The sequence below is a fragment of the Pyxidicoccus trucidator genome (assembly GCF_010894435.1).
Classification (GTDB): domain Bacteria; phylum Myxococcota; class Myxococcia; order Myxococcales; family Myxococcaceae; genus Myxococcus; species Myxococcus trucidator.
Map to the genome: position 1 here is coordinate 177,499 of NZ_JAAIXZ010000020.1, position 22,889 is coordinate 200,387.

18 protein-coding genes and 1 tRNA gene are annotated in these 22,889 nt (G+C 70.0%); 5 read left to right on the top strand and 14 right to left on the bottom strand.

The features are described 5' to 3' along the window. Nucleotides 1–867 carry a hypothetical protein gene (locus G4D85_RS39730; RefSeq protein WP_164019457.1) on the bottom strand — a complete coding sequence of 289 codons (867 nt, stop codon included), beginning with the start codon at nt 865–867 and terminating at the stop codon, nt 1–3. 291 nt (nt 868–1,158) lie between these two features. On the opposite strand from G4D85_RS39730, the gene G4D85_RS39735 reads away from it, so the two are divergent. After that, entirely contained in the window at nt 1,159–3,084 is a 1,926-nt protein-coding gene (locus G4D85_RS39735; protein WP_164019458.1) for a polysaccharide biosynthesis protein, read from the top strand. Between the two features lie 12 nt (nt 3,085–3,096). Here G4D85_RS39735 and G4D85_RS39740 read toward each other — a convergent pair whose 3' ends face one another. Continuing rightward, nucleotides 3,097–4,047, bottom strand: a complete 951-nt coding sequence (locus tag G4D85_RS39740) for a GNAT family N-acetyltransferase (RefSeq protein ID WP_164019459.1) — start codon at nt 4,045–4,047, stop codon at nt 3,097–3,099. Nucleotides 4,048–4,253: 206 nt separating this feature from the next. Between G4D85_RS39740 and G4D85_RS39745 the strand changes: the two genes are divergently transcribed. The 3 genes from G4D85_RS39745 (at nt 4,254) to G4D85_RS39755 (ending at nt 8,225) form a co-directional block, all read left to right on the top strand. After that, a complete protein-coding gene (locus tag G4D85_RS39745; RefSeq protein ID WP_240359775.1) occupies nt 4,254–5,609 on the top strand; it encodes a hypothetical protein in 1,356 nt (451 codons plus the stop codon). A gap of 208 nt (nt 5,610–5,817) precedes the next feature. After that, nucleotides 5,818–7,032, top strand: coding sequence for a glycosyltransferase family 4 protein (locus G4D85_RS39750; RefSeq protein WP_164019461.1), 1,215 nt, complete (start codon nt 5,818–5,820; stop codon nt 7,030–7,032). 59 nt (nt 7,033–7,091) lie between these two features. Further along, nucleotides 7,092–8,225, top strand: a complete 1,134-nt coding sequence (locus G4D85_RS39755) for a DegT/DnrJ/EryC1/StrS family aminotransferase (RefSeq protein WP_164019462.1) — start codon at nt 7,092–7,094, stop codon at nt 8,223–8,225. Here the strand turns inward: G4D85_RS39755 and G4D85_RS39760 are convergent. The 10 genes from G4D85_RS39760 to G4D85_RS39805 all read right to left on the bottom strand — a co-directional run bounded on the left by G4D85_RS39760 (nt 8,164) and on the right by G4D85_RS39805 (nt 20,599). Continuing rightward, complete coding sequence (locus G4D85_RS39760) at nt 8,164–8,886, bottom strand: sugar transferase (protein WP_164019463.1); 723 nt, start codon at nt 8,884–8,886, stop codon at nt 8,164–8,166. The genes G4D85_RS39755 and G4D85_RS39760 overlap by 62 nt on opposite strands. Nucleotides 8,887–9,013: 127 nt before the next feature. Continuing rightward, nucleotides 9,014–10,339, bottom strand: a complete 1,326-nt coding sequence (locus tag G4D85_RS39765) for a lipopolysaccharide biosynthesis protein (protein WP_164019464.1) — start codon at nt 10,337–10,339, stop codon at nt 9,014–9,016. Then, nucleotides 10,336–11,553: a glycosyltransferase family 4 protein gene (locus G4D85_RS39770; RefSeq protein WP_164019465.1), complete on the bottom strand. Its 1,218-nt coding sequence runs from the start codon at nt 11,551–11,553 to the stop codon at nt 10,336–10,338. Before G4D85_RS39770 ends, G4D85_RS39765 begins: the two co-directional genes overlap by 4 nt. A gap of 1 nt (nt 11,554) precedes the next feature. Further along, nucleotides 11,555–12,811, bottom strand: coding sequence for an O-antigen ligase family protein (locus G4D85_RS39775; RefSeq protein WP_164019466.1), 1,257 nt, complete (start codon nt 12,809–12,811; stop codon nt 11,555–11,557). Between the two features lie 18 nt (nt 12,812–12,829). Then, on the bottom strand, nt 12,830–15,040 hold the full coding sequence (locus G4D85_RS39780; protein ID WP_164019467.1) for a polysaccharide biosynthesis tyrosine autokinase: 2,211 nt from the start codon (nt 15,038–15,040) through the stop codon (nt 12,830–12,832). Then, on the bottom strand, nt 15,037–16,158 hold the full coding sequence (locus tag G4D85_RS39785; RefSeq protein ID WP_164019468.1) for a polysaccharide export protein: 1,122 nt from the start codon (nt 16,156–16,158) through the stop codon (nt 15,037–15,039). The genes G4D85_RS39780 and G4D85_RS39785 overlap by 4 nt, the downstream gene beginning before the upstream one ends. 192 nt (nt 16,159–16,350) lie before the next feature. Further along, entirely contained in the window at nt 16,351–17,016 is a 666-nt protein-coding gene (locus G4D85_RS39790) for an acetyltransferase (RefSeq protein WP_164019469.1), read from the bottom strand. Nucleotides 17,017–17,265: 249 nt separating this feature from the next. After that, a complete protein-coding gene (locus G4D85_RS39795; RefSeq protein WP_164019470.1) occupies nt 17,266–17,562 on the bottom strand; it encodes a hypothetical protein in 297 nt (98 codons plus the stop codon). Nucleotides 17,563–17,604: 42 nt separating this feature from the next. Beyond that, a complete protein-coding gene (locus G4D85_RS39800) occupies nt 17,605–20,184 on the bottom strand; it encodes a PAS domain S-box protein (protein WP_164019471.1) in 2,580 nt (859 codons plus the stop codon). A gap of 329 nt (nt 20,185–20,513) precedes the next feature. Continuing rightward, a tRNA-Leu gene (locus tag G4D85_RS39805) sits at nt 20,514–20,599 on the bottom strand. 279 nt (nt 20,600–20,878) lie between these two features. On the opposite strand from G4D85_RS39805, the gene G4D85_RS39810 reads away from it, so the two are divergent. Then, nucleotides 20,879–22,045, top strand: a complete 1,167-nt coding sequence (locus G4D85_RS39810) for a serine/threonine-protein kinase (RefSeq protein ID WP_164019472.1) — start codon at nt 20,879–20,881, stop codon at nt 22,043–22,045. A gap of 59 nt (nt 22,046–22,104) precedes the next feature. Here G4D85_RS39810 and G4D85_RS39815 read toward each other — a convergent pair whose 3' ends face one another. Further along, nucleotides 22,105–22,467 (bottom strand): helix-turn-helix domain-containing protein, encoded by a 363-nt coding sequence (locus tag G4D85_RS39815; RefSeq protein WP_164019473.1) that lies wholly within the window; start codon nt 22,465–22,467, stop codon nt 22,105–22,107. Between the two features lie 138 nt (nt 22,468–22,605). Then, a complete protein-coding gene (locus tag G4D85_RS39820) occupies nt 22,606–22,857 on the bottom strand; it encodes a helix-turn-helix domain-containing protein (protein ID WP_240359776.1) in 252 nt (83 codons plus the stop codon). Nucleotides 22,858–22,889: the final 32 nt, after the last annotated feature.

Below are 22,889 nucleotides of genomic sequence, written 5' to 3' on the forward strand. Positions count from 1 at the left end.
TCAGTCCCGGCCCGTCAAGCGGTAGTACGCGTGGGAACGGCACCAGCGGATGAGCGCCCTCGCGACAGGATTCAGCTTCCACTTGATGGGCACGTGCTCCACGACGAACCCCATGTCGTCCTTGAACTGGTTCAGCCGGGGGGCCTCGCGTGCGTGGAGGCCATTGACGAGCACCTGGGCCCCCCCGGACCTCCGGCAGACCTGCGCGAACTCGAAGACCAGTCCCGTGGCGATGTTGGAAGGGAGGGCCCACGTGGCGTAGTAGGCGCTGCCGCCATACGCAATGCCGTCCACCACGTAGCCATCCAGGTACCCGCCCAGCCTGCCGTCAATCAGGCCCGCCAGCACGCACCAGTGGCTCCCCTGGAAGTACTTCTTCACGTCCGCGGCATATCTCTCCCGGGAGGGCGGCTTCTTGTGCCGGGTCCGGGAGAGCGAATCGATGACCGTGGCGTACCCCTGCTCCAGCAGGAGCGCGGGGCCGGTGAGCTGAACGATTCTCACGAGCCGCTGGCACTTGCGGAGCTTGTTCTTCCGGTTCGAGGAGAGGCTGTCGAGCGTGTAGTCACCCAGCTCCGGTGAGCGGACGACGGGCACCGTGCCATTCGCCGCGTCCGACTCCGGCGCCACGGCCGCCCGGAAGCCCCAGCACCACGGCGTGGGCCGCGTCACCTCCTCGGGCTCCAGCCGCGCCAGCAGATTCACCGGCTGGAAGAAGCCGGGGGCGCCCGTCTGCTCCCAGTAATGATTGCCATGCTGGACGACGCGCACGCCCTCCTCGCGCCGCCGCTCAGCCAGCTCCCGCTCCGTGAGCGCCGCGAAGCTCGCGGCCGCGGCGTCCCGGACCTGCTCCTTCCCCATCCCCATGCCGACCTCCCCCTGCCAGACAGTTACACCGGCTGTCCAAAGCCCGCCAACGTCTGGAGTGCCAGCGACTGTCGACTGATGCGCTGCGAATGCCATCCCAGTCGCAGCGGCCGGGCAGGACAGGTGTGGCGCCCCCCAACAACACCGCGCTCCAGGGCGGCTTGGAACCCACGCGCACGGTCTCCACCCTCAAGCCGCGAATCGTTGCGTGTGCGGCGGGACATTGCCGAACCAACGACACGGGCGGGAGCCGGCTCGGCGCCGGCGTCGGGGCAGAGGGGGAACACACGGATGGCGCAATACCTGGATGGGGGCACTCTCTCCGCGCTCGAAACTCCTGAGAAGCAGTGGGCCACCAGCCACGCCTGCTCTCCGCGGCTGCGCTCGCTGCTCGTGCTCTCCGTGGATGCGGTCCTGACCGCGGGCGCGCTCTACGCCGCGATGCTGCTGCGCTTCGAGGGGCTTCCACCCGCGCGGTGGCAGGCCGCCGTCACACATGGGCTGCCCCTGCTGCTCACGGTGCGCCTGGCCATGCTGGTCTGGTTCGGCCTGCACCGCTGGTCGTTCCAGAGGCCCGGCCTCAGCGAAGCCGGCCGCCTCATCGCCGCCAACACGGTCGCGGCCATCGCCATCGAGGCGCTCCGGTCCCTCTTCTTCTTCGACCGGCTGCCTCGCTCGGTGGTGGCCATCGAGTTCCTGTTCACCACCGCGCTGATGGGGGCCTACCGGTTCGCCCCGCGACTGGTGCGGCAGTGGCACCTCGACCACCGGCGCTCGCGGGCGTGGGGCACGCAGTGGGCGCTCGTCGTAGGGGCGGGCAGCGCGGGAGACCTGCTGCTGCGGGACCTGCTGCGCAATCCCCACAGCCCCTGGCACGTCGTCGGCTTCGTGGATGACGACCGGGCCAAACACGGCACCCACCTCAACGGCAAGCCGGTGCTCGGCCCCATCGACGCGCTGCCGGAGCTGGTGAGCAAGCACCACGTCACCCAGGTGCTCATCGCCATCCCCCACCTGCGGCCCGAGCGCATCCAGCACATCCTGACCCTGTGCAGACATCAGGGAGTCCGCTTCAAGTTCATCCCCGCCTCCTTCGTCTACCTCGACCAGCGCATCACCTCCGCGATGCTGCACGACCTCAGCCCGGAGCACCTGCTGCCCCGGGAGGCCATCACCTTCGACCGGGAGGAGGTGCGCGGGCTCGTCACCGGCCGCCGCGTCCTCGTCACCGGGGGCGCGGGCTCCATCGGCGGTGAAATCGCCAGACAGGTCGCCGAGCACGCGCCCGCGTCGCTCGTGCTGGTGGACATCAACGAGAACGAGCTCTACCTCCTCGTGCGACAGCTCCAGGAGCGCCACCCCCAGCTCCGGGTGAGCGCCCTGGTCGGCGACATCCGGGACCTGGACCGGATGATGCGCGTCGGCAAGGAGCACGCTCCGGAGTACGTGTTCCACGCGGCGGCGCACAAGCACGTGCCGTTGATGGAGGACGCGCCCGAGGAAGCCATCAAGAACAATGTCTTCGGCACCCTGAACGTCGCGCTCATGGCGGATGCCTGTGGCGTGGAGCGCTTCGTGCTCATCTCCACCGACAAGGCGGTGCACCCCACCTCCGTCATGGGGGCCTCCAAGCGCCTGGCGGAGATGGTCATCCGGGACCTGGCGACCCGCTCCCGCACCACCTTCACCGCGGTCCGGTTCGGCAACGTGCTCGGCTCGGCCGGTAGCGTGGTGCCGCTGTTCAAGCAGCAGATTCAACGCGGCGGTCCCGTCACCGTGACGCATCCCGACTGCACCCGTTACTTCATGACCATCCCCGAGGCCGTGGGCCTCGTGATGCTGGCGGGGCTGGGAGGCTACGGAGAGCTGTGCATCCTCGACATGGGCGCCCCGGTACGCATCGCCGAGCTCGCGGAGAACACCATCTCCCTGGCGGGCCTGGTGCCGGGCCGGGACATCTCCATCGTCTACACCGGGCTGCGTCCGGGCGAGAAGCTGGTGGAGACGCTGCTCAGCGAAGAGGAGGAGCGCACCCAGCAGGTGCGCAACCACATCAAGGTGGCCCGCAGCCCCGCCCCACCGCTGGACTTCCAGCTCCGACTCAAGCGGCTGGAGCGGGCGGCGCGCAGCGGTGACACGCCCGGGGTGATACGCACCCTGCGCGTCCTCATCCCGACGTACACCCCGGCGAGGCAGCCGGCGGACGCGAGGACGTGAGGACGTGAGCCTTCAGCACGGCGGCGCGCGGTAGGCCGGAAAGTAGCCCCCGTCGCCGTCCCCTTCGGTCAGCCGGGCGTAGACCTCCGGCTTGCAGATGATTTCGTGGGTGTAGAGCCTGGAGCGCATGTTCGAAAGGCCCCGCTTGAAGGCCTCGAGGCCATCGCCCGGCTGCATCCCGCCCCCCAGGTGCAGCGGCATCCCCTGGGTCGAGCAGAGCTCCGTCATCGCGACGAAGAGGTTCTTGGACGGAGAGCGGACGAGGTACGCGTCCGCCGTCCCGCCCAGGTAGTAGTGGAGCACGTCATCGCTGGAGACGACGAGCGCAGCCGAGGCCACGCACCCGTCCGGGGCGTGCGTCGTCGCGAGCCAGGCGGCCGGGGAGGAGAACAGCTCCTCGAAGTAGGCGGCCGAGAAGTAGTACCGGGAGGTCGCTCCGTCGCGGTCCATGGTCTGCCGGTAGACCTCCTTGAATCCTTCCTGCTCCTCGCGTGAAGCCTCACATGCCGGCTGGTATGAGCTCACGAAGCCCAGGCGGGTGTTCCTCCGCATGTGCCGGCGGTGCATCTCCCTGAACTCGAGGGGCAGGCGGGGGTCGATGAAGAACACCTCGTTGCGCGCCGTCCCCCCGGCGAAGCAGCGAGGGCCCGACACGCGGTCCCGCACGAAGATGCTGACCAGCTCGGTGGAGCGCCAGTCCACTGCCTCCTTGGCCACCTCGCCCAGCCCGTCCACCACGCCACCTGGATACCCATACGGAGAGACCGCGTCCTGGTACGGCGTCCCGTCGATGGGCCGCACGATGAGTGGGAGCCGCAGCGAGCCGCCCGCGCCTCCGTCGATGACGAGGCTGTGCGTGACGCCCTCGGCGCGCAGGTGGTGCGGCGAGCGAAAGTAGTCCGCGGACCGTGCCGACTCGCCCTCATCGGGGACCAGCACGGCCCGCAGCTGCGTCGTCGTCATCGGCTCGCACCACCTCCGAGCGGGCGGCCCATGCCTCGCGGTACGAGCCTTCGTCGGAATTTGGTTTGACTGCACACGTTCCAGTCGCCAACGAACGCACTCCGGCGTTCCCATCGCAGAGTAGCCATCCGCGCGAGCGACGGCCTACTCCCCCAAGGACACCTTTGATGTTGGACTTCCGTCGTCGAAGCACCCGTGGCCTTGCCATGTCTTCAATCCTGTCCTTCGCCCTCCTCCTTGGATTGGCTTGCGACCCCAACGCCGAAATGGTGGACCCCGACTCCGGTCAGGTGGTGACGCCTGACGGTGAACAGGTCGCCGCGGGGCCGGATGTGAACACCGAGGTGGGTTCCGAAGAGGGCCCCGAGCTGGTTGCCGCCCTGCCGACCCCGGCGCCCGCGGCCGAGACGCCTGCTGCCGCCGAGACGCCCGCTGCCGCCGAGACGCCTGCTGCCGCCGAGACTCCCGCTACCGCCGAGACTCCTGCTGCCTCCGAGGCTCCGCTCACCGCCACGGCCGCTGCCACTGCTCCGCTCCGCACCGTGGCCGCCTGGGAGCAGCTGTTCCTCGGCCGCTGGAACGCCGAGCACACCGCGGACTACCTGCCCCGTAGCAAGTCGCTGGACAGCTGGCAGTTCTACAACCTGGGCTATGCCATCGACGGGAACACCGCGATGTACCGGGCCACGGGAAAGACGCAGTACCTGGACCGCGCGCTCCTCTACGTCAACAACGTGGTCAACAACGCCAAGGTGTCGTCGTCGCTGCCCAAGAGCTCCTTCAAGGACTCGTACCTGGGCTGGGCCTCGCAGCGCTCCGACACCGTCGGGCAGGAAGTTCCCCTGTTCGAGAGCTACTGCTGGCGCTACGTGACGCGCATGCTGCGCGTCATCCGTGAGACGCCCACGCTGTATGGCAATCCCACCTACCGCGCGCAGTACGACCGCCTGCTGGCCTTCACGGAGAAGAACATCTTCGAGAAGTGGCAGAAGCGCGGGACGAATTCCTACATCTATCGCAGCCGCACGCACATGGCCGCGCACTGGGCCTACATCGCGATGGACCTGTCGCGCATGACCACGGACGCCACGAAGAAGGCCTCCTACCTGGCCGTCTTCAACAACGTGAACCGCGACCTGCCGAACTCCACGTCGTCCCTGCGGCAGCAGCTGCGCCAGGGCTTCGTCGCCACGCCGACCTACTACTGGAGCGACGTGTGGGGCTCCTCCACCCGCCCTGGCCAGGACGTGTCGCACGCGAATGGCGTGCTTGCCTATGTCGTCGAGGCGCATGACATCGGCATGGAGTGGACGGCCGACGACATCCGCAAGTTCACCGCGACGCTCAACTCCGTCATCTGGCCCTCGGCCACGAAGTTCGCCAACTACGTCGACGGCTCGGGGGCTGGCAACGGCTGGTTCAACGACGGCCTGATGAAGCTGGGCCGCTACGACGCCAACCTGCAGCGCCGGCTGGAGACGCACAAGGTCGGTAACAACAGCACGTACTACGGAAACGGCGCGCTCAACGCGAAGCTGCTGTCCAGCCGCGCCACGCCGTAGCCGCTCGTCGTTCACAGGCTTCAGCTCATGAGTCGCCGGGCGATGCTTCAACGCGTCGCCCGGCGATTCGCGTCTTCGAGCACTCTGCCTCCGTCACGAAGTGGCCTGCACAGGACCCGTGCCTGCCCCGTGGGGCGCTTGATGGGAGCGCGAAGGCGCTGTGGAGTCCGGACGCCATGCGGACACGCGCGGCGCGAGGGCTTCCCACATGCCACCGAATCGCCTGCTCATCTTCAGCCCGTCGGCCTTCCAGCCCTCGGGACATCAGCAGTCCTATCTCACCGGGCTGGGAGAGGCGCTCGTGCAGCTCGGCGTGGAGGTCCACGTCTTCGGACTGAATGGAAGCGTGAGCTACCCCACCCCCATCGTCTCGCACGCGGTCGGGAAGGACGCGGCCATCGAGTCCCGCTCGGCGTACCGGGAGCGCCTGGGGCCCCTCGGGGATGTCGCCTGGGGCACCGGCCGCCTCACGCGCCAGGTGAACATGCTCAATGAATTGCAGCGCGTGCACCACCACCTGGGCAGGCCGCCGCTGCTGTTCGAGACCTTCGAGTACCTCTCCCTGGCGGCGCACCTCGCGCGAGCCCCCCGCTCCCATCGGCAGGTGTGCATCTTCCACGACACCAACTTCAACCTGCGGCACGCGTCTCCCATCGCCGCCACCTACAAGCTCCTCGCGCGGCCGTTCGCCCGGCACATCCTGCGCAGCATGGACCGGGCCTTCGTCCACGCGCCCGGGATGAGGGAGAACCTGTTCGAGAACGTCGACCCCGGGCGGCGCTACGACCACAAGGTCGAGGTGATTCCCTACGGCGCCCCCCATCCCGGGAAGGTGCCACGCCTGGACCGGACGGCGGCCCGCGCCGGGTTGGGCATCGACACGCGGCGCAAGGTGCTGCTCGCGTTCGGCACCCTGCGGGCCGACAAGTGCTTCCGCCTGGTCTTCGAGAGCCTGGCGCGCAGCCCGGAGTGGGAGTTGCTCGTCGCCGGCCCGGAGGGGGACGTCTCGTTCCGGCAGCTCATGGCGCTCTGCGAGGAGACGGGCGTCCAGCAGCGGGTCCGGATGTTCCCGGGCTTCATCCCCCTGAGCGAGCACCGCCGGTACTTCGGGGCCGCGGACGCGGTGCTCAACGTCTACGACGAGCACATCCGCCACGAGAGCGGCACGGCCCAGCTCGCCCGCTCCTTCCTTCGTCCCGTCATCGCCGGTGGGCCTCCGGACCTCCACGAGTACGTGCGCGAGACGGGCGCTGGCTGGTCCGTGAAGCCCTTGAGCGTGGACCGGCTCACCGAGGTGCTGCACCAGGCCGCCCGCCTCGACGAGGCCGGACACGCGGCCATGGAGCAGCGCATCCACGCCGCGGCAGTCTCTCGCTCGTGGGACGCGGTGGCCTCACGGGTGCTCACGGCGCTGAGTGGGTGAGCGTCTTCCCGGCAGCGAACAGACTCCCCGCCTCTTTGCCCCTTCCAGGAGCGAACCCCATGCCCCAGCGCATCTACCTGTCCTCGCCGCACCTGGGAGGACTCGAGCGTGGCTACGTGGACGAGGCGTTCGCGAGCAACTGGATTGCGCCGCTGGGTCCTCACGTCGATGCCTTCCAGGAGGAGTTCGCCCGGTGCGTCGGAGCGCCGCATGCGCTCGCGCTGAGCTCCGGCACGGCCGCGCTCCACCTCGCCCTGCAGTTGGTGGGAGTGGGCCCGGGTGACGACGTGCTGGTGAGCACCCTCACCTTCTCCGCGTCGGTGAACCCCATCCGCTACCTCGGGGCGTCCCCCGTCTTCATCGACTGCGAGCGCGCCTCCTGGAACATGGACCCCGCCCTGTTGGAAGAGGAGCTGGAAGCCCGCGCCAGGGCCGGACGGCTGCCGCGCGCGGTGGTCCTGGTCCACCTCTACGGACAGAGCGCCGACCTGGACCCCATCCTGGCGGCGTGTGAGCGCCACGGGGTGCCGCTCATCGAGGACGCGGCCGAGGCCCTGGGCAGCACGTACAAGGGGCGCGTCCCGGGCACCCGGGGCCGTGCCGGCATCTACTCCTTCAACGGCAACAAGATCATCACCACCTCGGGCGGAGGGATGCTGGTGTCACCCGACGAGGGGCTCATCCGCCACGCGCTCAAGCTCGCAACCCAGGCGCGCGACGCCGCGCCGCACTACGAACACTCCGAGGTGGGCTACAACTACCGCCTCAGCAACGTGCTGGCGGCCATCGGCCGCGCGCAACTGCGGGTGCTGGAGGAGCGGGTCGCGGCGCGGCGCGAGAATCACGCGTTCTACGCGCGCGCCCTCGCCGACGTCCCTGGAATCACCTTCATGCCCGAAGCCCCGTGGGGACGGCACACGCGCTGGCTGACGACGCTGACCATCGACCCGGCGCGCTTCGGCGCGGACCGCGAGGCAGTGCGGCTCGCGCTGGAGCGGGAGGACATCGAGGCCCGGCCCGTGTGGAAGCCCATGCACCTTCAGCCGGTGTTCTCCGCCTTCGAGCGGCGGGGCGGCCACGTGGCGGAGGAGCTGTTCCAGCAAGGCCTCTGCCTACCCTCCGGCTCCAACCTCACTCCGGATGACCTGGCCAGGGTGGTGGAGGTGGTGCGGGCCGTGCACCAGGGCCGCTGAGCCCGAAGCGCCCCACCAGCACCCGCCTCCCGCCTGCGCTGCTGCCGCTGCCAAGGAACGGCGGCATCGTCGCGTGGCCCTTCGGGGAGATGCCCTGGCGCTGCGCGACGCGCAGGAAGGTCAGCCCGAGAATCTTCGCGTCCAGCAGCAGGCTCCAGTGGTCCACGTACCAGACGTCGAGTTGGAAGCGCTCTTCCCACTCCAGCGCGTTGCGTCCGTTCACCTGCGCCCAGCCGGTGATGCCCGGCAGCACGTCATGGCGCCGCGCCTGCTCGGCGGAGTAGCGCGGCAGGTACTCGACGAGGAGCGGGCGCGGGCCCACCAGGCTCATGTCACCACGCAGCACGTTCCAGAGCTGCGGGAGCTCGTCCAGGCTCGTCGAGCGCAGGAACCGTCCCGTCCGCGTGATGCGCCGCGCGTCCGGGAGTGGACGACCGTCCGCGTCCCTCGCCTCGAGCATGGTGCGGAACTTCACGAGCTGGAACGTCCTGCCCCCACGTCCCGGGCGCTGTTGACGAAAGAGCACCGGCCGGCCCATGGAGAGGCGGACGGCCAGGGCCGTCACGGCCATCACCGGGGCGAGGCACACCAGCCCGGCGGCCGCTGCCACACGGTCGATGCATTGCTTGAAGAAGAGCGCCGTCCCAACCTGTCGCGGCATCCGTCCGCCCTCCTGCTTCCGGGTCCTGTCGCATGACAACATGGGTGCCACCACACGCCCCCACCACCCGTCCGCGAGCCGGTGCCCGGTGTCGCGGCCCGGGCACCGAAGCTCCCCGCCGGGGTGCTCAGGCAACCGTGTCCACGCCATTCGCCACCTGCGTCCCCGGACCGCCGGGCACCGGGTACGCCTCCTTGCGCCCGAGGCGCCGCCAGGAGCGCAGGGCGAGCCACCCGCTACAGCCCAGCTCCGCGAGCCAGCCCAGCGCCAGGGCCCACGCCGCCCCCACGGGGCCCGCCGAAGGCACCCACCACAGGCCCGCCAGCGCCACCACCACGACGGACAGGACGAGCATCAGCACCTGCCCCTTCAGCTCCCGGGCCGCCGTGAGCGCGACCTGGAGGCTCACGCCGACGTACTCCAGCGCGGCGGCCACCATGAGCCAGACGAACAGGCCGAGGTCACGCGCGTACGGAGCACCATAGAAGAGCGTCAGCACCTGTCGCCCGAGCAGCACTGCCCCGACGATGGCGCAGACACCCACCAACGCCGCCCCTCCCGCGAAGCCCAGGAGCGTGCGGCCATAGCGGCGCGAGTCTCCCGCCACGTGGTAGCGCCCCAGCCTGGGGCTCAACACCTGCCCGAGCGACTGCACCACCCGGCCACCCAGCGCCGAGAAGTACGCGAGCGCGGCGTACACGCCCAACTCGGCCTGGCCGGCGTGCGCCTCCAGCAGGTAGCGAGGGACGTTGGGGCGCAGCGAGCCCAGCAGCGCGACGACTCCGAGCGCATAGGCGAGCCCCAGCAGCCCCCTCAGACGGACGCCCTGCTCACGCCAGGGCACCTGCCACAGCCGGCGCCAGGGACGCGCGCCTCCGAACTCACGGCGATAGGCGGGCACGTCGAACAGGAAGAGCACCAGCGCCCAGGAGAGCCCCAGCGCGGCCGCCGCCACCACCGGGCTGCCCGTGGCCCATAGCGCGAGCGCCACGAGCACCACGGAGAGCACGCTCTTGGCGATGAGGGAGCGGGCGATGAGGACCATCCGCTCGGCCCGCTGGAAGGCGCCGTAGAAGACGTCGCTGAGGGACTCGAAGCCCTTGGCCACCGCCAGCAGCGTGATGACGAAGCCGGCGCGCGCCGGGTACCCCGCCACCAGGGCGATGCCGCCGCACAGCACCACGCCCCCGAGCACGTTGAGCGCCATCAGTCCGAGGTAGTGCTCGAAACCGTACGCCTCCCGTGCATCGGTGGCCTGGAGCGCGCGCAGCTGCATCCGCGCCATGAGCATCAACGGGGCGGTGATGGCCAGGCCGAGCGCGAACTCGCCGAGCAGCGCCATGTCGCCGAGCCGCGCATAGAGGACCAGCACGCCCCACTGGGCAAGCGCGTACACGAGCCCAGCGGAGAGCGTCCATGCGAAGTTCCTGCCGGCGGACCGGCGCCGCGTCATGCCTTGCCCACCGTCCGCTGGAGCACCTCCGCGAGCTGGAGGGCCGCTGCGTCCGCGGAGAAGCGCTCCCTGCCGAGCCGCCCCGCCCGGCGCCCTGCCTCGGCGAGCCACCGCGTGTCACGCACCCGGCTCGCCAGCAGGGCCCCCGCCGCGGGGATGGACTTGGGCGGCAGGTACAGGCCGAACTGCTCCTGCTCGAGCAGCTTCGCCTGCCAGCCCCCGTAGTTGAGCGCGAGCGGGCGGCTTGCGGCGAGCGCGTCGAAGACCTTGTTGGCGGAGTTGTCCTCCATGCCCGGCACATCGGTGAAGAGGGATGTGGCGATGGTGGCCGCGGAGAGCACTGCGGGGACCTCCGCCTTCACCACGGGGGGCAGGATGAAGAGGTTGCGGTCCTTCACCCCGAGCTGCTCCGCGAGCGCGTGCAGCGTCCGCTCCTCGCTGCCCTGTCCCACGATGAGGAAGCGCACCTCCGGGTCCCTCGTCAGCACGTCCGCGGCGAGCCGGACGAGGAAGTCGACGCCATTCACCCGGCCCAGGGAGCCCGCGTACACCACCAGGGGCCTGTCTCCGAGCCACGCGTGCTTCCGCCGGAACGCCTCGCCCACCGAGGCGGGGACGTGGAAGCGCTCCGGGTCGCAGAGGTTGGGGATGACGGTGATCTTCTCCGAGGCCACGCCCGCCGCCTCCACCCCGGCCTTCATCCCCGGCGAGAGCGCGACGATGTGCGCGGCCCCAGCGTAGGCGGCCCGCTCGAGCGCCTGGGCGGCGAGGATGGCCGGGCGGCTCTTGAGGGCCCCGACGGCGATGGGGATGGCGGGCCAGAGGTCCCGCACCTCGAAGACCATGGGCCGGTTGTTCCAGCGCGAGGCGACGATGCCGGGCACCGCGATGGTCAGCGGCGTGCTCGTGGCGAAGACCACGTCGCCCTTGAGCTGCGCGGCCCGCTGCGCGGAGTTGACGGCGAAGTTGCCGAAGGCGCGAATCCGGTCCGGGTACGACATCTTCTGGGAGTAGGGCACCGGCAGCCAGTGCACCTGGATGCCGCTCTCGTTCGTCTCGCGCCAGCCCCGAGCATCCCCGTCAGGCTGACGGTTCGAGGTCACCATGTGCACCTCGTGCCCCATGCCGACCAGGCGGCGGGCGAGCTCGTAGGACCGCGTCCCGCCGTGCATCGCGGGCGTGGTGAAGTACTGATGGAGGTAGATGATCTTCATTTCAGGTCGCTCCTTCTGCGGTGACACAGGTATCCAGCTGGGAGCGCGCTGGCGCCGCCCCCGCGACCGTGGTGCACGCGGACAGCACCATCAGCAGGAAGAGGGACCGGGCGTCGTAGAAGTCGCCGCTGGACTGGCTGCCAATCAGCACCAGCACCGCCGCGCCGACCGTCGCCGCGTCCAGTCCGCGACGGCCTCGAAACGCCGAGCGGAGATAGGCGAGCATGACCCAGCCGAGGAGCGCGAGCCCCAGCACGCCACCCTCGCAGAACACCTCGAGGAAGAGGTTGTGCGGGTAGACGCCCAGGCCGAGCGCCGGGAAGGCCGCGAGCCCGGCCCCCATCACCGGGAAGTCGAGTCCAAGTGCGTAGGCCCTGGCATACAGGACCTCGCGTCCCGACAGGTACACCCCGCCCTCCGAGACATCGCCATCCTTGTACTTGAGCGTCAGCTTGAGGAACCGCTCCTCCATGGAGTGGCTCAGCGCCTTGCCCAGTGGCGTGAAGGCGATGACCGCCGCGGTGGCGACGGTGGCGAGCAGCGACAGGAGGAGGAGCCGCCGCAAGGGGATTCGCCCCACGGCGAGGAAGGCCAGGACGCCCCCGATGATGGCGAGGGCCCCGCCACGTGAGCCGGTGAGGATGGCGAGGAGGACGCCGGTGGCCGCCATCGGAATCCAGAGCCACGTCCGGCCTCCGCGCTTCCAGAAGTACAGGGCACCGAGCGCGAACATCCCCATGAGCCGGGCGAAGACATTCGGTCCGCCCCCCAGCACCGCCAGCCGCGCGCCGCCACCGCCGCCCAAGAACTGGCTCACGCCGACGAGTGCCAGCAGCCCCGTCGCGGCGACGACGATGGTCCAGAACGACTCCAGCACGCGGTCCGCCTGCTGGCGGAGCACGGCGAGTCCGACGCCCAGGCTCATCACTCCTGCCAGGACGACCTCGTAGAGCTTCGGCAGGGCGAACTCCGCGTCGGGCGCCCAGGCCGCGCTGGCACACAGGTACCCGAAGAAGACGCCCAGCGCCGTCATGAGCGGGACATCCAGCCGCGTCTCTTCCGGCGCGGACCCACGGTGGGCGGCATGGGCCAGGCCCAGCGTGGCGAGCAGGAACCCGCCCATGACAATCCACAGGCGCAGCTCCAGGAACGGGTTCGGCTCGGGGTTCCCCGAGGCCAGCCGGTCGAACGCCCAGCGGCCCGCGAGCACGTAGAGCGCGGCGATGAAGCCCAGGGCTGTGCATCGGAACCAGCTCACGGAGGCCTCCGCCGGGGCTCAGCTCGCCTTCGGGTACTCGTACTGGTAGATGCCGCTCACCGCGCGCCCCCTCGACGAGCGCGGCACACCGTTGAAGATGACGCCCCGGGCCTGGACGCCGTTCAGCTCGAGCCGCTTGACGGCCGCGGTGACCTCCCGCATCGGGTGAGCGCCCGCGCGCACCACCACCAGATTCACCCCCGCATGCCGGCCCACGAGCGCCGCGTCGGTGACCGCCAGGATGGGCGGCGTGTCGATGACGACGACGTCGTACTCGGCCGACATCCACGTCACGAGCGCCGCGAACCTGTCACTCAACAGCAGCTCGGCGGGATTGGGTGGCAGGGCACCGGCGGACAGGAAGGACAGGCGCTGTCCGGGAACCGGCAGTATCGCCTCGTCCAGCTCGGCCGTGCCGTTGATGAGCTCGGAGAGGCCCTGGGAGCGCCCGGCACCGAAGCAGTGGTGGAGCCAGCCCCCGCGCAGGTTGGCGTCCACCAGCAGGGTGCGCTTGCCGGACTCCGCCAGCACCCAGGCGAGGTTGACGGCGATGAAGGACTTGCCGACCCCCGGGCTCGGCCCGGTGATGGCCACCACGTTGTTGGGGGCGTCCTTCATCGCGAACTGGAGGCTTGTCCGCAGGCCGCGGAGGCTCTCGACGGCCACGTCCCGAGGCTGCCTCCTGGCCAGGATGGTGCGCACTCCGCGGGCCCGGAGCGACGCGCTCTTCCCAAGGGGAATGGAGGCGTAGACGGGAAGCCCGAGTCGCGCCTCGAGCATGGAGGGGTTCGACACGCCGCCGTGGAGCGCGTGCCGGATGAAGGCGAGCGCGACTCCCAGCGTCAGCCCCAGCACGACGCTGACCGCGAGCACCCCCGACTGGGAGGGACGCACGGGCTCGCGCGTCACCACCGCCGCGTCGAGGATGCGCGCGTTGCCGACGGTGCTCGACTTCAAGACCTGGTACTCCTGGGCCTTGTTGTTGAGCTGGAGGTACAACGCGTTGGCGACCTCCACGTCCCGCTGGAGCCGGGCCGCCTCGACGTCCGCGACAGGCAGGGCCTTGAGCCGGGTGGCGAGGGCCGTCCGCCGGGCCTTCAGCCGTGACAGCTTCTGGTTGGTGACCTTGATGGCCGGGTGCTTGCGCGTGAAGCGCTGCCGCAGCTCGGTGCGCTGGAGCTCCAGCTCCGAGATGGAGGCATCGAGCTCCACACCGCGGTCCAGGATGGCCTTGGTCTCCTGCTCGAAGTCGACCGTGCCCTTCCCCGCGCGGTGGGCGCTCAGCGCCGCCTCCGCGCGCTCCAGCGCTGCGCGCAGGCCGGGGAGCTGGCTGTCGAGGAACACCAGGGCCCGCTCGGCCTCCTCGTTCCTGCGCCCGATATTCTGGCGGATGTAGTGCGTCACGATGGCCTGGAGCGTCGCGGAGATTCCCTCCGGGTCCGGCCCCTCCAGGGCCACGGTGAGCACGCCGGTGCCGGCGCCCTTCTCCCCCAGCCGCAGCGCGCGCTGGAGCGACTCCACCACCAGGAGGCGTGAGCTCCGGCTCAGCTGGAACCGCGTCCCCGGGCGTGCGTAGAGCTCGGCGACGAGGAGCTCCACACCCCAGGGAGAGCCCGCCTGCGCCATGGCGGGTGTACCCACCTGCCCGCTGAGCAGCGGGATGGAGTCCGGGCCGAGCAGCGTGTACGCGCCGGCCTCCCGTGCCACGAGGGTGAGCGGGACGTCCTCCAGCTCCCGGGGCACGGCCAGCCTGTCCACGCGGATGCGCTCACCGCCCCAGGCGTACTCGCCCAGGCCCGCCCAGGGGGGCTCGGCGAGGCCCGGCCCCTCATGTGTGCGAGCGAGCCTCGCGCCCAGGAAGGGGAAGCGCCGAGGCTCGGCCACCACGTCCAGCCGGAGCTCGTCGACCACCCTCCCCAGCAGCTCCCGCGAGCTGAGGATCTCCATCTCCGTGGAGACCTCCCCGGAGAAGTTCCCGAACAGCTCCTCGAGCCCTTCCCCGCTGCTGCCCTTCTGCTCAATCTGGACGACGGCGTTGGCGCGGTAGCTGGGCGTGGCGACGGCCATGTAGACGCCCCCCACCAGCAGCGTGGCGACCAGGGTCGCGACAATCGACCCGCGGTACTCGAGCAGGATGCCCAGGTGGGCTCCGAGGTCGAGCGTGTCGTCTGTCGGAGTACCTGCGCTGGAGCGGGCAGGAGCCTTGCGGCTGCTGGAGTTGCTCGTCATCTCGGCGGCAAGATGATGGCTCTGTCGCCGATTTGTACCGCCTCCCAGAGTAGCCGAACTGTTGGCTCGATCTGACTGATGATGCGGTTCCAGCGTGTCAAGTCGTGCGCCGAGACGAACACGACGTCACGTGGTTGAAGTTGGAACTGTGTGGCAAGCAGCAGTGCATCCGGCGAGCCGGCATCGAGCTTGTAGATGGAGGGCCGGTCGAAGCTGCCGCGGATGACGTAGACCTTCGAGGGATTCGAAGTCACGGGGTCGAAGCCCTCGCTGTCGCCAATCGCCTCCGCGAGCGACATCCGGCCCTTCACCATGACGCGCGAAGAGGGCCTGCGGACCTCGCCGAGGACGAAGACCTTGTTCCGGCTCCGGTCGGAGACATGGAGGATGTCTCCGTCCTGCAGGAGCCAGTTCTGGCTGATGTCCCCCTCCTCTTGGAGCGCCTGCAAATCGAGGGTGAACGTCCTGCCGCCCCGGGTGAGCACGACGGCGCGCAGGTCTGCCTCCGGGGTGAGCCCGCGCGCCTGGCTGATGGCGTCCTGCACCCGCAGGGGCACGTCGGTGATGGGGACGGTGCTGGGGGAGGCCACCTCGCCGGTGACCTGGACCTTCTGCCCCCGGAAGCCCGCCACGCGCACGTCCAGCTGAGGTCGCTCGATGACGGGCGCCAGCCGCCGCGTCAGGAGCTCGCGTATCTCCGGCAACGTCTTGCCCGCGACGTGGAGGAGCCCGGCGTGGGGAAAGAACATCGTCCCGTCCGCCGCCACGGGGTGGCCACTGGCCTCGGCGGACCGGAACTCACCCGCGGGAATGGTGAGCTCGGGGTGGTCATACACGATGACGCTCAGCACATCGTGGGGTGCCACCCGGTAGGAGTAGTCCGCCGCGACCTTCGCCAGCGGGTCCTCCAGCCGCACGGGCTGGGTCTTCCGGCGCGCCTCGAGCTGCTTGCCCAGCAGCCCCGCGGTGATGGGGACAATCTCGTACGCGTCATCGACGCCCGCATCCGCCCGTCCGGCGTAGCGCTCGCGGAAGGCGGCCTCGTCCATGTGGAGGCCGGGCCCCCACGCGCATGCGCTCACGCACAGCATCCCGGCCAGAAGCAGGACGCGCCTCATCGAAGTTCTCCGGGCTGCCGCGAGCCGCCCCCGAGGCTTCCCCCGGGACGGGCATCTTGCGGACGGGGAGCGCGCGTGCAATCGCGGGAGCGGCCCGGTGTCTGGCAGGCAATAGGGCGCTCCGCCCGGACAACAGACGCACTGCCCTCCAGGGGGGTGCGGGCAACGGCCCGGCGGAGGACGCCCCCGGAGTCACTCGACGTTGCTTGGAAGCTTCGCGGCGTCGCGTGGGAGGGGCCGCGCCGGCACCCCCACGACGGTGATGCCCGCGGGGACATCCTTGAGGACCACCGCTCCGGCACCAATCATCGAGTCCGCGCCCAGCGAGCGGACCTTGGTCACCACCGTGCAGCCAATGCCGAGGAACGCGCGCTCCCCCACGTGGATGCCGGCGCCGACATTCACCCCCGTGGACAGGAAGACGCCCCGCTCCAGCGTCGTGTGGTGCGCAATCTTGACGCCCATGCTGATCATCACGAACTCGCCAATCTGGACCAGGGGCATGATGACCGTCCCCGCCAGGATGTAGACCCCCGAGTCCGGCCGTGGCGTCGAGGCGGTGATGACGGACGCGTGCACGAAGTTGGGAGTCCGCAGCCCCGCGGCGCGGGCGCGAGCGAGGAACTGCACGCGCACGGAGTTGTTTCCGATGGGCGCGAAGGCGCCCTCGATGCCGCGCTCGCGGAGGCTGGGGAGCTCCGCGGTGGTCCCCAGGACGGGCAGGCCGCCGACAGTCGTTCCCTGCATCGCGGGGTCATCGTCGAGGAAGGCCCGCACGTCCCAGCGGCCGTCCGCCTCAAGGTACTCCTTGTACACGACGCCGTAGGAGCCAGCGCCGATGATGACGACGGCCGTCACGGCGTGCCTCCGACCTGGACCATACCGGTGGACCTGGGCATCGTCTCGTGGCCCTCCTGAGCGACTGCCTTCCGATTCAGCACGGAGAGCCCGCTCACCGCGAGGGGGCTCCCCGTCCGGAGCCGCACTCTCGTTACCGACGCAACAAAGGCCCCCCTCGGAAGTTCTCCCCCCAGCCAATGGACCGTCCCGTCCGGGTGGGTGGACGTTCTCCAAGCCCGGGACGCGGGTTCCCGCTGTCCACACACCTCAATGCGGCCCGGCGGGCGTCGGGGACGGCGCGAGCGCGCGCACCACCACCAGACGGCACGCGGAGCAGACCACCCCGGTGCGCTCCCAGTGCACCTGCTCCTCCAGCTCGCGGGGGTCGTCGGGTCCCTCCTCCAGCTGCTTCACGAGCGCGGCGAGGTCATCCCCTTCCCCACCGCCGGAGGCATCGAGCACGTCCTGCTCTCCTTCGAGGACGAGCTTGAAGCGGTAGTACACCTCGCGGGCGGCGATGCCACGCCCACAGGCCGCACAGGTCTTCGGTCGCGGAGCGGTCATGGCCGCACAGTAGCCAATGCGGTGGGGGGGCTGGCGCGACGTTCAGGCGGGTGCGCCGTCCTGTTCGAGAGCGCCGGGACGGATATCGGTCCCAGCACGCGCCGTGAGCAGCGGCAGGCGGACGCGGACGGTGGTGCCCGTCCCCTCACGGCTCTCCAGCGTGAGCTGGCCGCCGTGCTGCTGGACGATTTCCCGCGCGATGTAGAGCCCCACGCCCAGGCCTCCCCGGTCATGAGGGGTCCCCGCGTGTGGCCGGTAGAAGCGGTGGAAGAGCCGGCCCTGCTTGTCCGTGGGGATGCCGATGCCCTGGTCATGGATGAACACCTCCGCCGACTCCCCGTCGGTGGAGAGCACCACCTCCACCGGTGCCGGCTGCGGTGAATAGCGCATGGCATTGTCGAGCAGCGCCACGAACACCTGCTCCAGGCGGGCCGGGTCTCCCCACACCGGAAGCGACTGGTCCCCCTGCACGTGGAGGGTGTACCCCTGTCGCGTCTCGGCCATCCGACGTGCCGTCTCCTCCACCAGCGCCCGCAGGTCCAGCGTCTCTTCCACCAGTTGCATGCGCTGCTGGTGCAACTGGGACACGTCGAGCAGCGTGCGCACCACCATGTCGATGCGGTTGGCCCCCCGGTCGATTCCCTCCAGCAGCCGGCCCAGGGCGGGGTCCCTGCCCAGCTGCGTCTTGAGTGCCAGCTGGGCGAAGGACTTCATCACCGTCACTGGTGTCTTCAGCTCATGAGCGGCCATCTGCACGAACTCGTCCTTGAGCCGGTCGAACTCCACGGCGTCGGTGACGTCGTGGATGACCACCACCGCAGCGGAGACACGGTCGTCTTCATCGGGAATGGGGGCTGCGTTCATGCGCAGCACCCGTTCACCACCGGGCTTGTGCGCCCGGACGTCGAAGCCGAGCACCACCTCACCCCGCAGGGCCCGGTAGAGTGGCAGCGCGTCGCGCTCCAGCAGCTCGCCATCCATGGTCATGAGGGGGCCCACGTGTGGCGGCTCCACGCCCGGCTCGCCCGACGCGGGCACGCCTCCTCCGCACATCCGCAGGCCCGCGTGGTTGACGAAGGAGAGCCGGCCGTTCTCGTCGGCCACGAAGACACCCTCCACCATGTTGTCCATGATGGCCCGCAGCTCGGCGGAGCGCCGCCGGAGCTGGGACAGCAGGTCCTGCTGCCGTTCGAGCAGCCGTTGTCGCTCCTCCTCTGCCCGGTGGCGCCCGGTGACATCCGAGAAGAAGGCGTAGACGCGGTGCGTGCCATCGACGTGCACCACGGCGAGGCTCGCCTCCACCGGAAACACCTCCCCATTCCGGCGCATCGCGCGCGCCTCCAGCCGGCAGGACAGCACCTTGGACCAGCCTGCATCGAGGATGCGCGCGAGCTGATGACTCCGCTGGGAGCGGTCCTCGGGCGGGCAGAGGGTCTCCACCGCCAGGCGCCCGAGGATGTCCTTCCGAGGCCAGCCGAAGATCTGCTCCGCGCTGGTGTTCCACTCCACCAGCCGTCCCTCGGCATCCACCGCGGCCACGCCATCGATGGAGGTCTCCAGCACCGCGCGCAGCATCCGCTCGTTGCGCTCCAGCGTCTCCCTGTCCCGCTCCTGCTCCGCGAGCTCATGCGACAGGGCGCGGACCCGCAGGGTGCGCATGCCTGCCACGAGTCCCGCGAGGAGGGCTCCCCACAAGATGAGGCCCACTCCCTGGAGGGTGGCATGCAGCCGACGTGAGTCGGCGAAGAGCTGGTCCTCGTCCGTGGAGACGTAGACCGTCCACCCGGCATCGCGCACCGCCGCGGCGCGGGTGTGCCGACCGCCCGCCAGCCCTTGCTCCGCCTCGTAGGCGCGCAGGTCCTCGAGCGACAGCTCCGACAGGACCCCGACGGCACCCGCCCGGCCCTGGGCTCGCGCCCAGGCAAGGAGCGACTCATCCCGCGGGTGGGCGAAGAGCCGCCCTTCGCGAGTCACGACCGAGAACGTCTCCTGCGAAGAGGTGTTCGCCTGGATGACCAGGGCACGCAGCTGGGGAAGGATGACGTCCACGCTGACGATGCCTCGCGGCGCTCCGTCCTCGCCCAGGAAGGGCATGAGGAAGGAGGAGTAGACGAAGTCCACGTCGAAGTAGGGCTCGCTGAGGAAGGGGGTTTCCTCCACTTGCAGGCCCAGCACGTACCAGGGCTGCTGGTGGTAGTCGTAGGCAGGAGTGGACCACTCGTAGGTGAGGACGATGCGCTGGGCCTCATCGAGCTCACGATGGGCATACGTCCCCACCCAGCGACGGCGAGGCTCGAGCGCGTAGGGCGCGAACCACACACCGATGCCGTAGACGTACTCCGGAGAGGTGGAAGCCAGAGTGCGCTGGGCGAGCGCCTCCACGGCGGAGCGCTCCCGGAGCGGACCGGCCAGCGCCGCCACGGTGCGCGTCACCTGCTTCGCCGTCTCCAGGCGGGTCTGCAATTGGTCGGCGAGCTGGTCGGCGCGAGCCGCCTGCTGGAGCAAGGCCTCGCGCTCCAGGCTGGCGCGGGCGAGCCGGTCGAAGGCCACCAGCCCGACCGTGAGGGCGAGCCCCAACCCGAGGGTGAGGGTAATCAGCAGGATGCGCGGCGAGCCCGACATGGCGCTCCTCCACGCGGCGGGCGTGGGGGAAGGCCTGACACCCGGCGGTGTCCGGGGGCCTCGCGCGGTGGGCGCGGGTCCGTCCGTGAGCCGTTGCTTCGGGCTCCCCAAGCCCGGCCGGCTTCGCTCGCCATGGCGTCTGCCCGCAGGCCGGAAGAGGAGTGTCGTGGCCCCATGAAATGAAGGTGGAAGACACGAGACGCCGAGGCAAGCAGCGCCCACGGTCCGCGGCAACGCTCCTCTCATCGGGAACCAGGCGGAGCTTCCTGTGGGCCGCAGGGCCCTCTGGAGGGTGGCTGGCCGGGGAGGGCCTCGCAGGCCCGGAGGTGTGCACGAGCCGGGGATCGAACCCGGACGACCCTTGCGGGTCAGCGGATTTTAAGTCCGCTGCGTCTGCCAGTTCCGCCACTCGTGCGCCAACAATTCCGGCACCTTACCGTGAGTATCCCGGCTTTGTACCCTGTTTGGGGGCTCCAGGTAAGGGCAGCGGCAGAGCGCGAGCCCCGGGCAGGTGAGCAGCCGCACCCACTCGGTCGAGTCCTGTGGTCGCTTGCAATACCCCTTGGGTTTACGAATAGTAGACCTTTGACCGCGAAAGCCACCGGCCCCGTCTCCCGCAACCGAGGCACGACCAGGGTGCCGGGGAGACCCGGGCCAGCGCCCGCTACGCGTCCCTTCCGCCTGGAGGCCGCACATGACCGATGACAGAAAGCCCACCGACGAAGCACTGAATGAGGCCCCGACGCCGGAGAACACCTCCGACCTGGAGAGCGCCCGCCCCCGGCTCCGGTTCACAGTCGAGACCACCACGTACGAGGCCATCCGCACGCTGGAGCGGCGAGGAAACGGCGAGGTGGTGCTCCTGGCCGAGCGTCACCTCCCCCATGGACTCGCCGGGCTCGTCACCATCAAGCGCCTGCGCAATCCCGTCACTTTCGAGCGCTGCCAGCGGCTGATCGAGGAGGTCCAGCTCGCCTTCCGCCTTCACCACCCGGCCATCGCCCAGGTCCATCACCTGAAAATCCACGCCGACCGGCCGCACGTCATCGTGGAGTACGTGGACGGCCCCACGCTGGACACCCTCATCAGCCTCGCCACCATGCGCGAGAAGCCGCTCTCCGCGCCCTTCGCCCTCTACATCGCCGCCGAGGTGGCCGACGCCCTCCACCACACGCACACGCTGAGAGATTCGGAGAACCGGCCGCTGGGCATCATCCACCGCGACGTGGCGCCCCGGAACATCCGCGTGGCCCGGAGCGGCGAAGTGAAGGTGACGGACTTCGGCGCTACCTACTCGCTCATGGTGGGCCGGGAGGAGACGCCGGGCCTCCTGCTCAAGGGCGACGTGGCGTACGCCTCGCCCGAGTACCTGCACCGCAAGCCCATGGATGGCCGGTCCGACATCTTCTCGCTGGGCCTCGTCCTCCTGGAGATGCTGACGTGCAAGCACCTCTTCGACGTGGAGGACGAAAAGGCCCCCAACGCCACCGTGGACGTGAAGACGGAGGAGACGCCCTCGGTGCCCCTCATTCAGATGATCGCGCTCGTCAACCGCTACCGCCCCGAAGACGTGGAGAACGCGATGGCGGGCCTGCCGGACGTGCTCAAGGCCATCGTCCACAAGGCCCTCCAGCGCAAGCTCTCCGAGCGCTACGCCACGGCCGCCGAGCTGCGCGATGCGCTGCGGGCGGCGCTCGCGGCGGAGTCACAGCCCTTCGGCCGGAATGAGGCGAGCGAGGAGCTGGCGCGGATGCTGTCGGAGGCGTCCGTCCTGCGCGACCGGGTGGAACTGGACGAAGAAGGCATCTTCCCCGAGGGCCTGGACGCCGACGAGCCGACGCCCGCACCAACCGAAGAGTGAGGACGGGCGGCCGGGCATTCCTGGAAGCAAGCGGGCCCCAGGTGTGGGCCCGCATCGTTTCAGCGCAACAACACCTGGGCCACCTTCACGAGGGCATCGAGCTGGTCCTCGTCCATCTTGCGCGCGAGGCCGGTGAGCTGGCGCAGCTTGGGCGCCCCGCCCTGCCCTCGCTCCCCCTTCTTGCCCGACTTCGCCCCTTCCTCCTCGTCCGCGAGCCCCAGCAGCTCGTCCGAGGAGATGCGCAGCACCGAGCACATCCGCAGCAGCGTCTGGACGCTGGGCAGCATCTTCCCGCGCTCCAGGCGGCTGTAGACCATGTGCGCGAGGCCCAGCTTCTCGGCCACTTCCGCCTGCGTGAGCCCGAGCTGCGTCCGGGCCTCTCGGGCGGCACTTCCAATTCGGGTCGCCAGTTCTTCGTTCATGCGTCGGGGTACCAGGAACACCGAGAACCAGGTCTGGCGCGGGCAGGGGGCCCGCGCCTCGGGGACGCCCCTTCCTGCCGCATCTTGGCGGACATGTCGATGCGCGAGCAGGACCCCGTCACGTGGCGGCGCCTTCCCCTATGTGCCGGAGCCATCGGAAGCGGGAGCCTCCAGGGCCTTACCGCCCAGGAGGAGGTCCACGGGGACACTGAGGACACCGCACAGGCCCACCAGCGTGGGGAGGCTGGGCAGCAACCTGCCGCGCTCCAGGCGACTGAACACCAGCGTCGGCACGTGGATGGCCTCGGCCACCTGGGCCTGCGACAGGCCCGCCCGATGCCGGGCGGCGCGGACATGGATTCCGATCTGCTGGGAGAGCTTCGCGTACATGAAGAGACCTGGGAGAAAGAGGAGATTGCCGC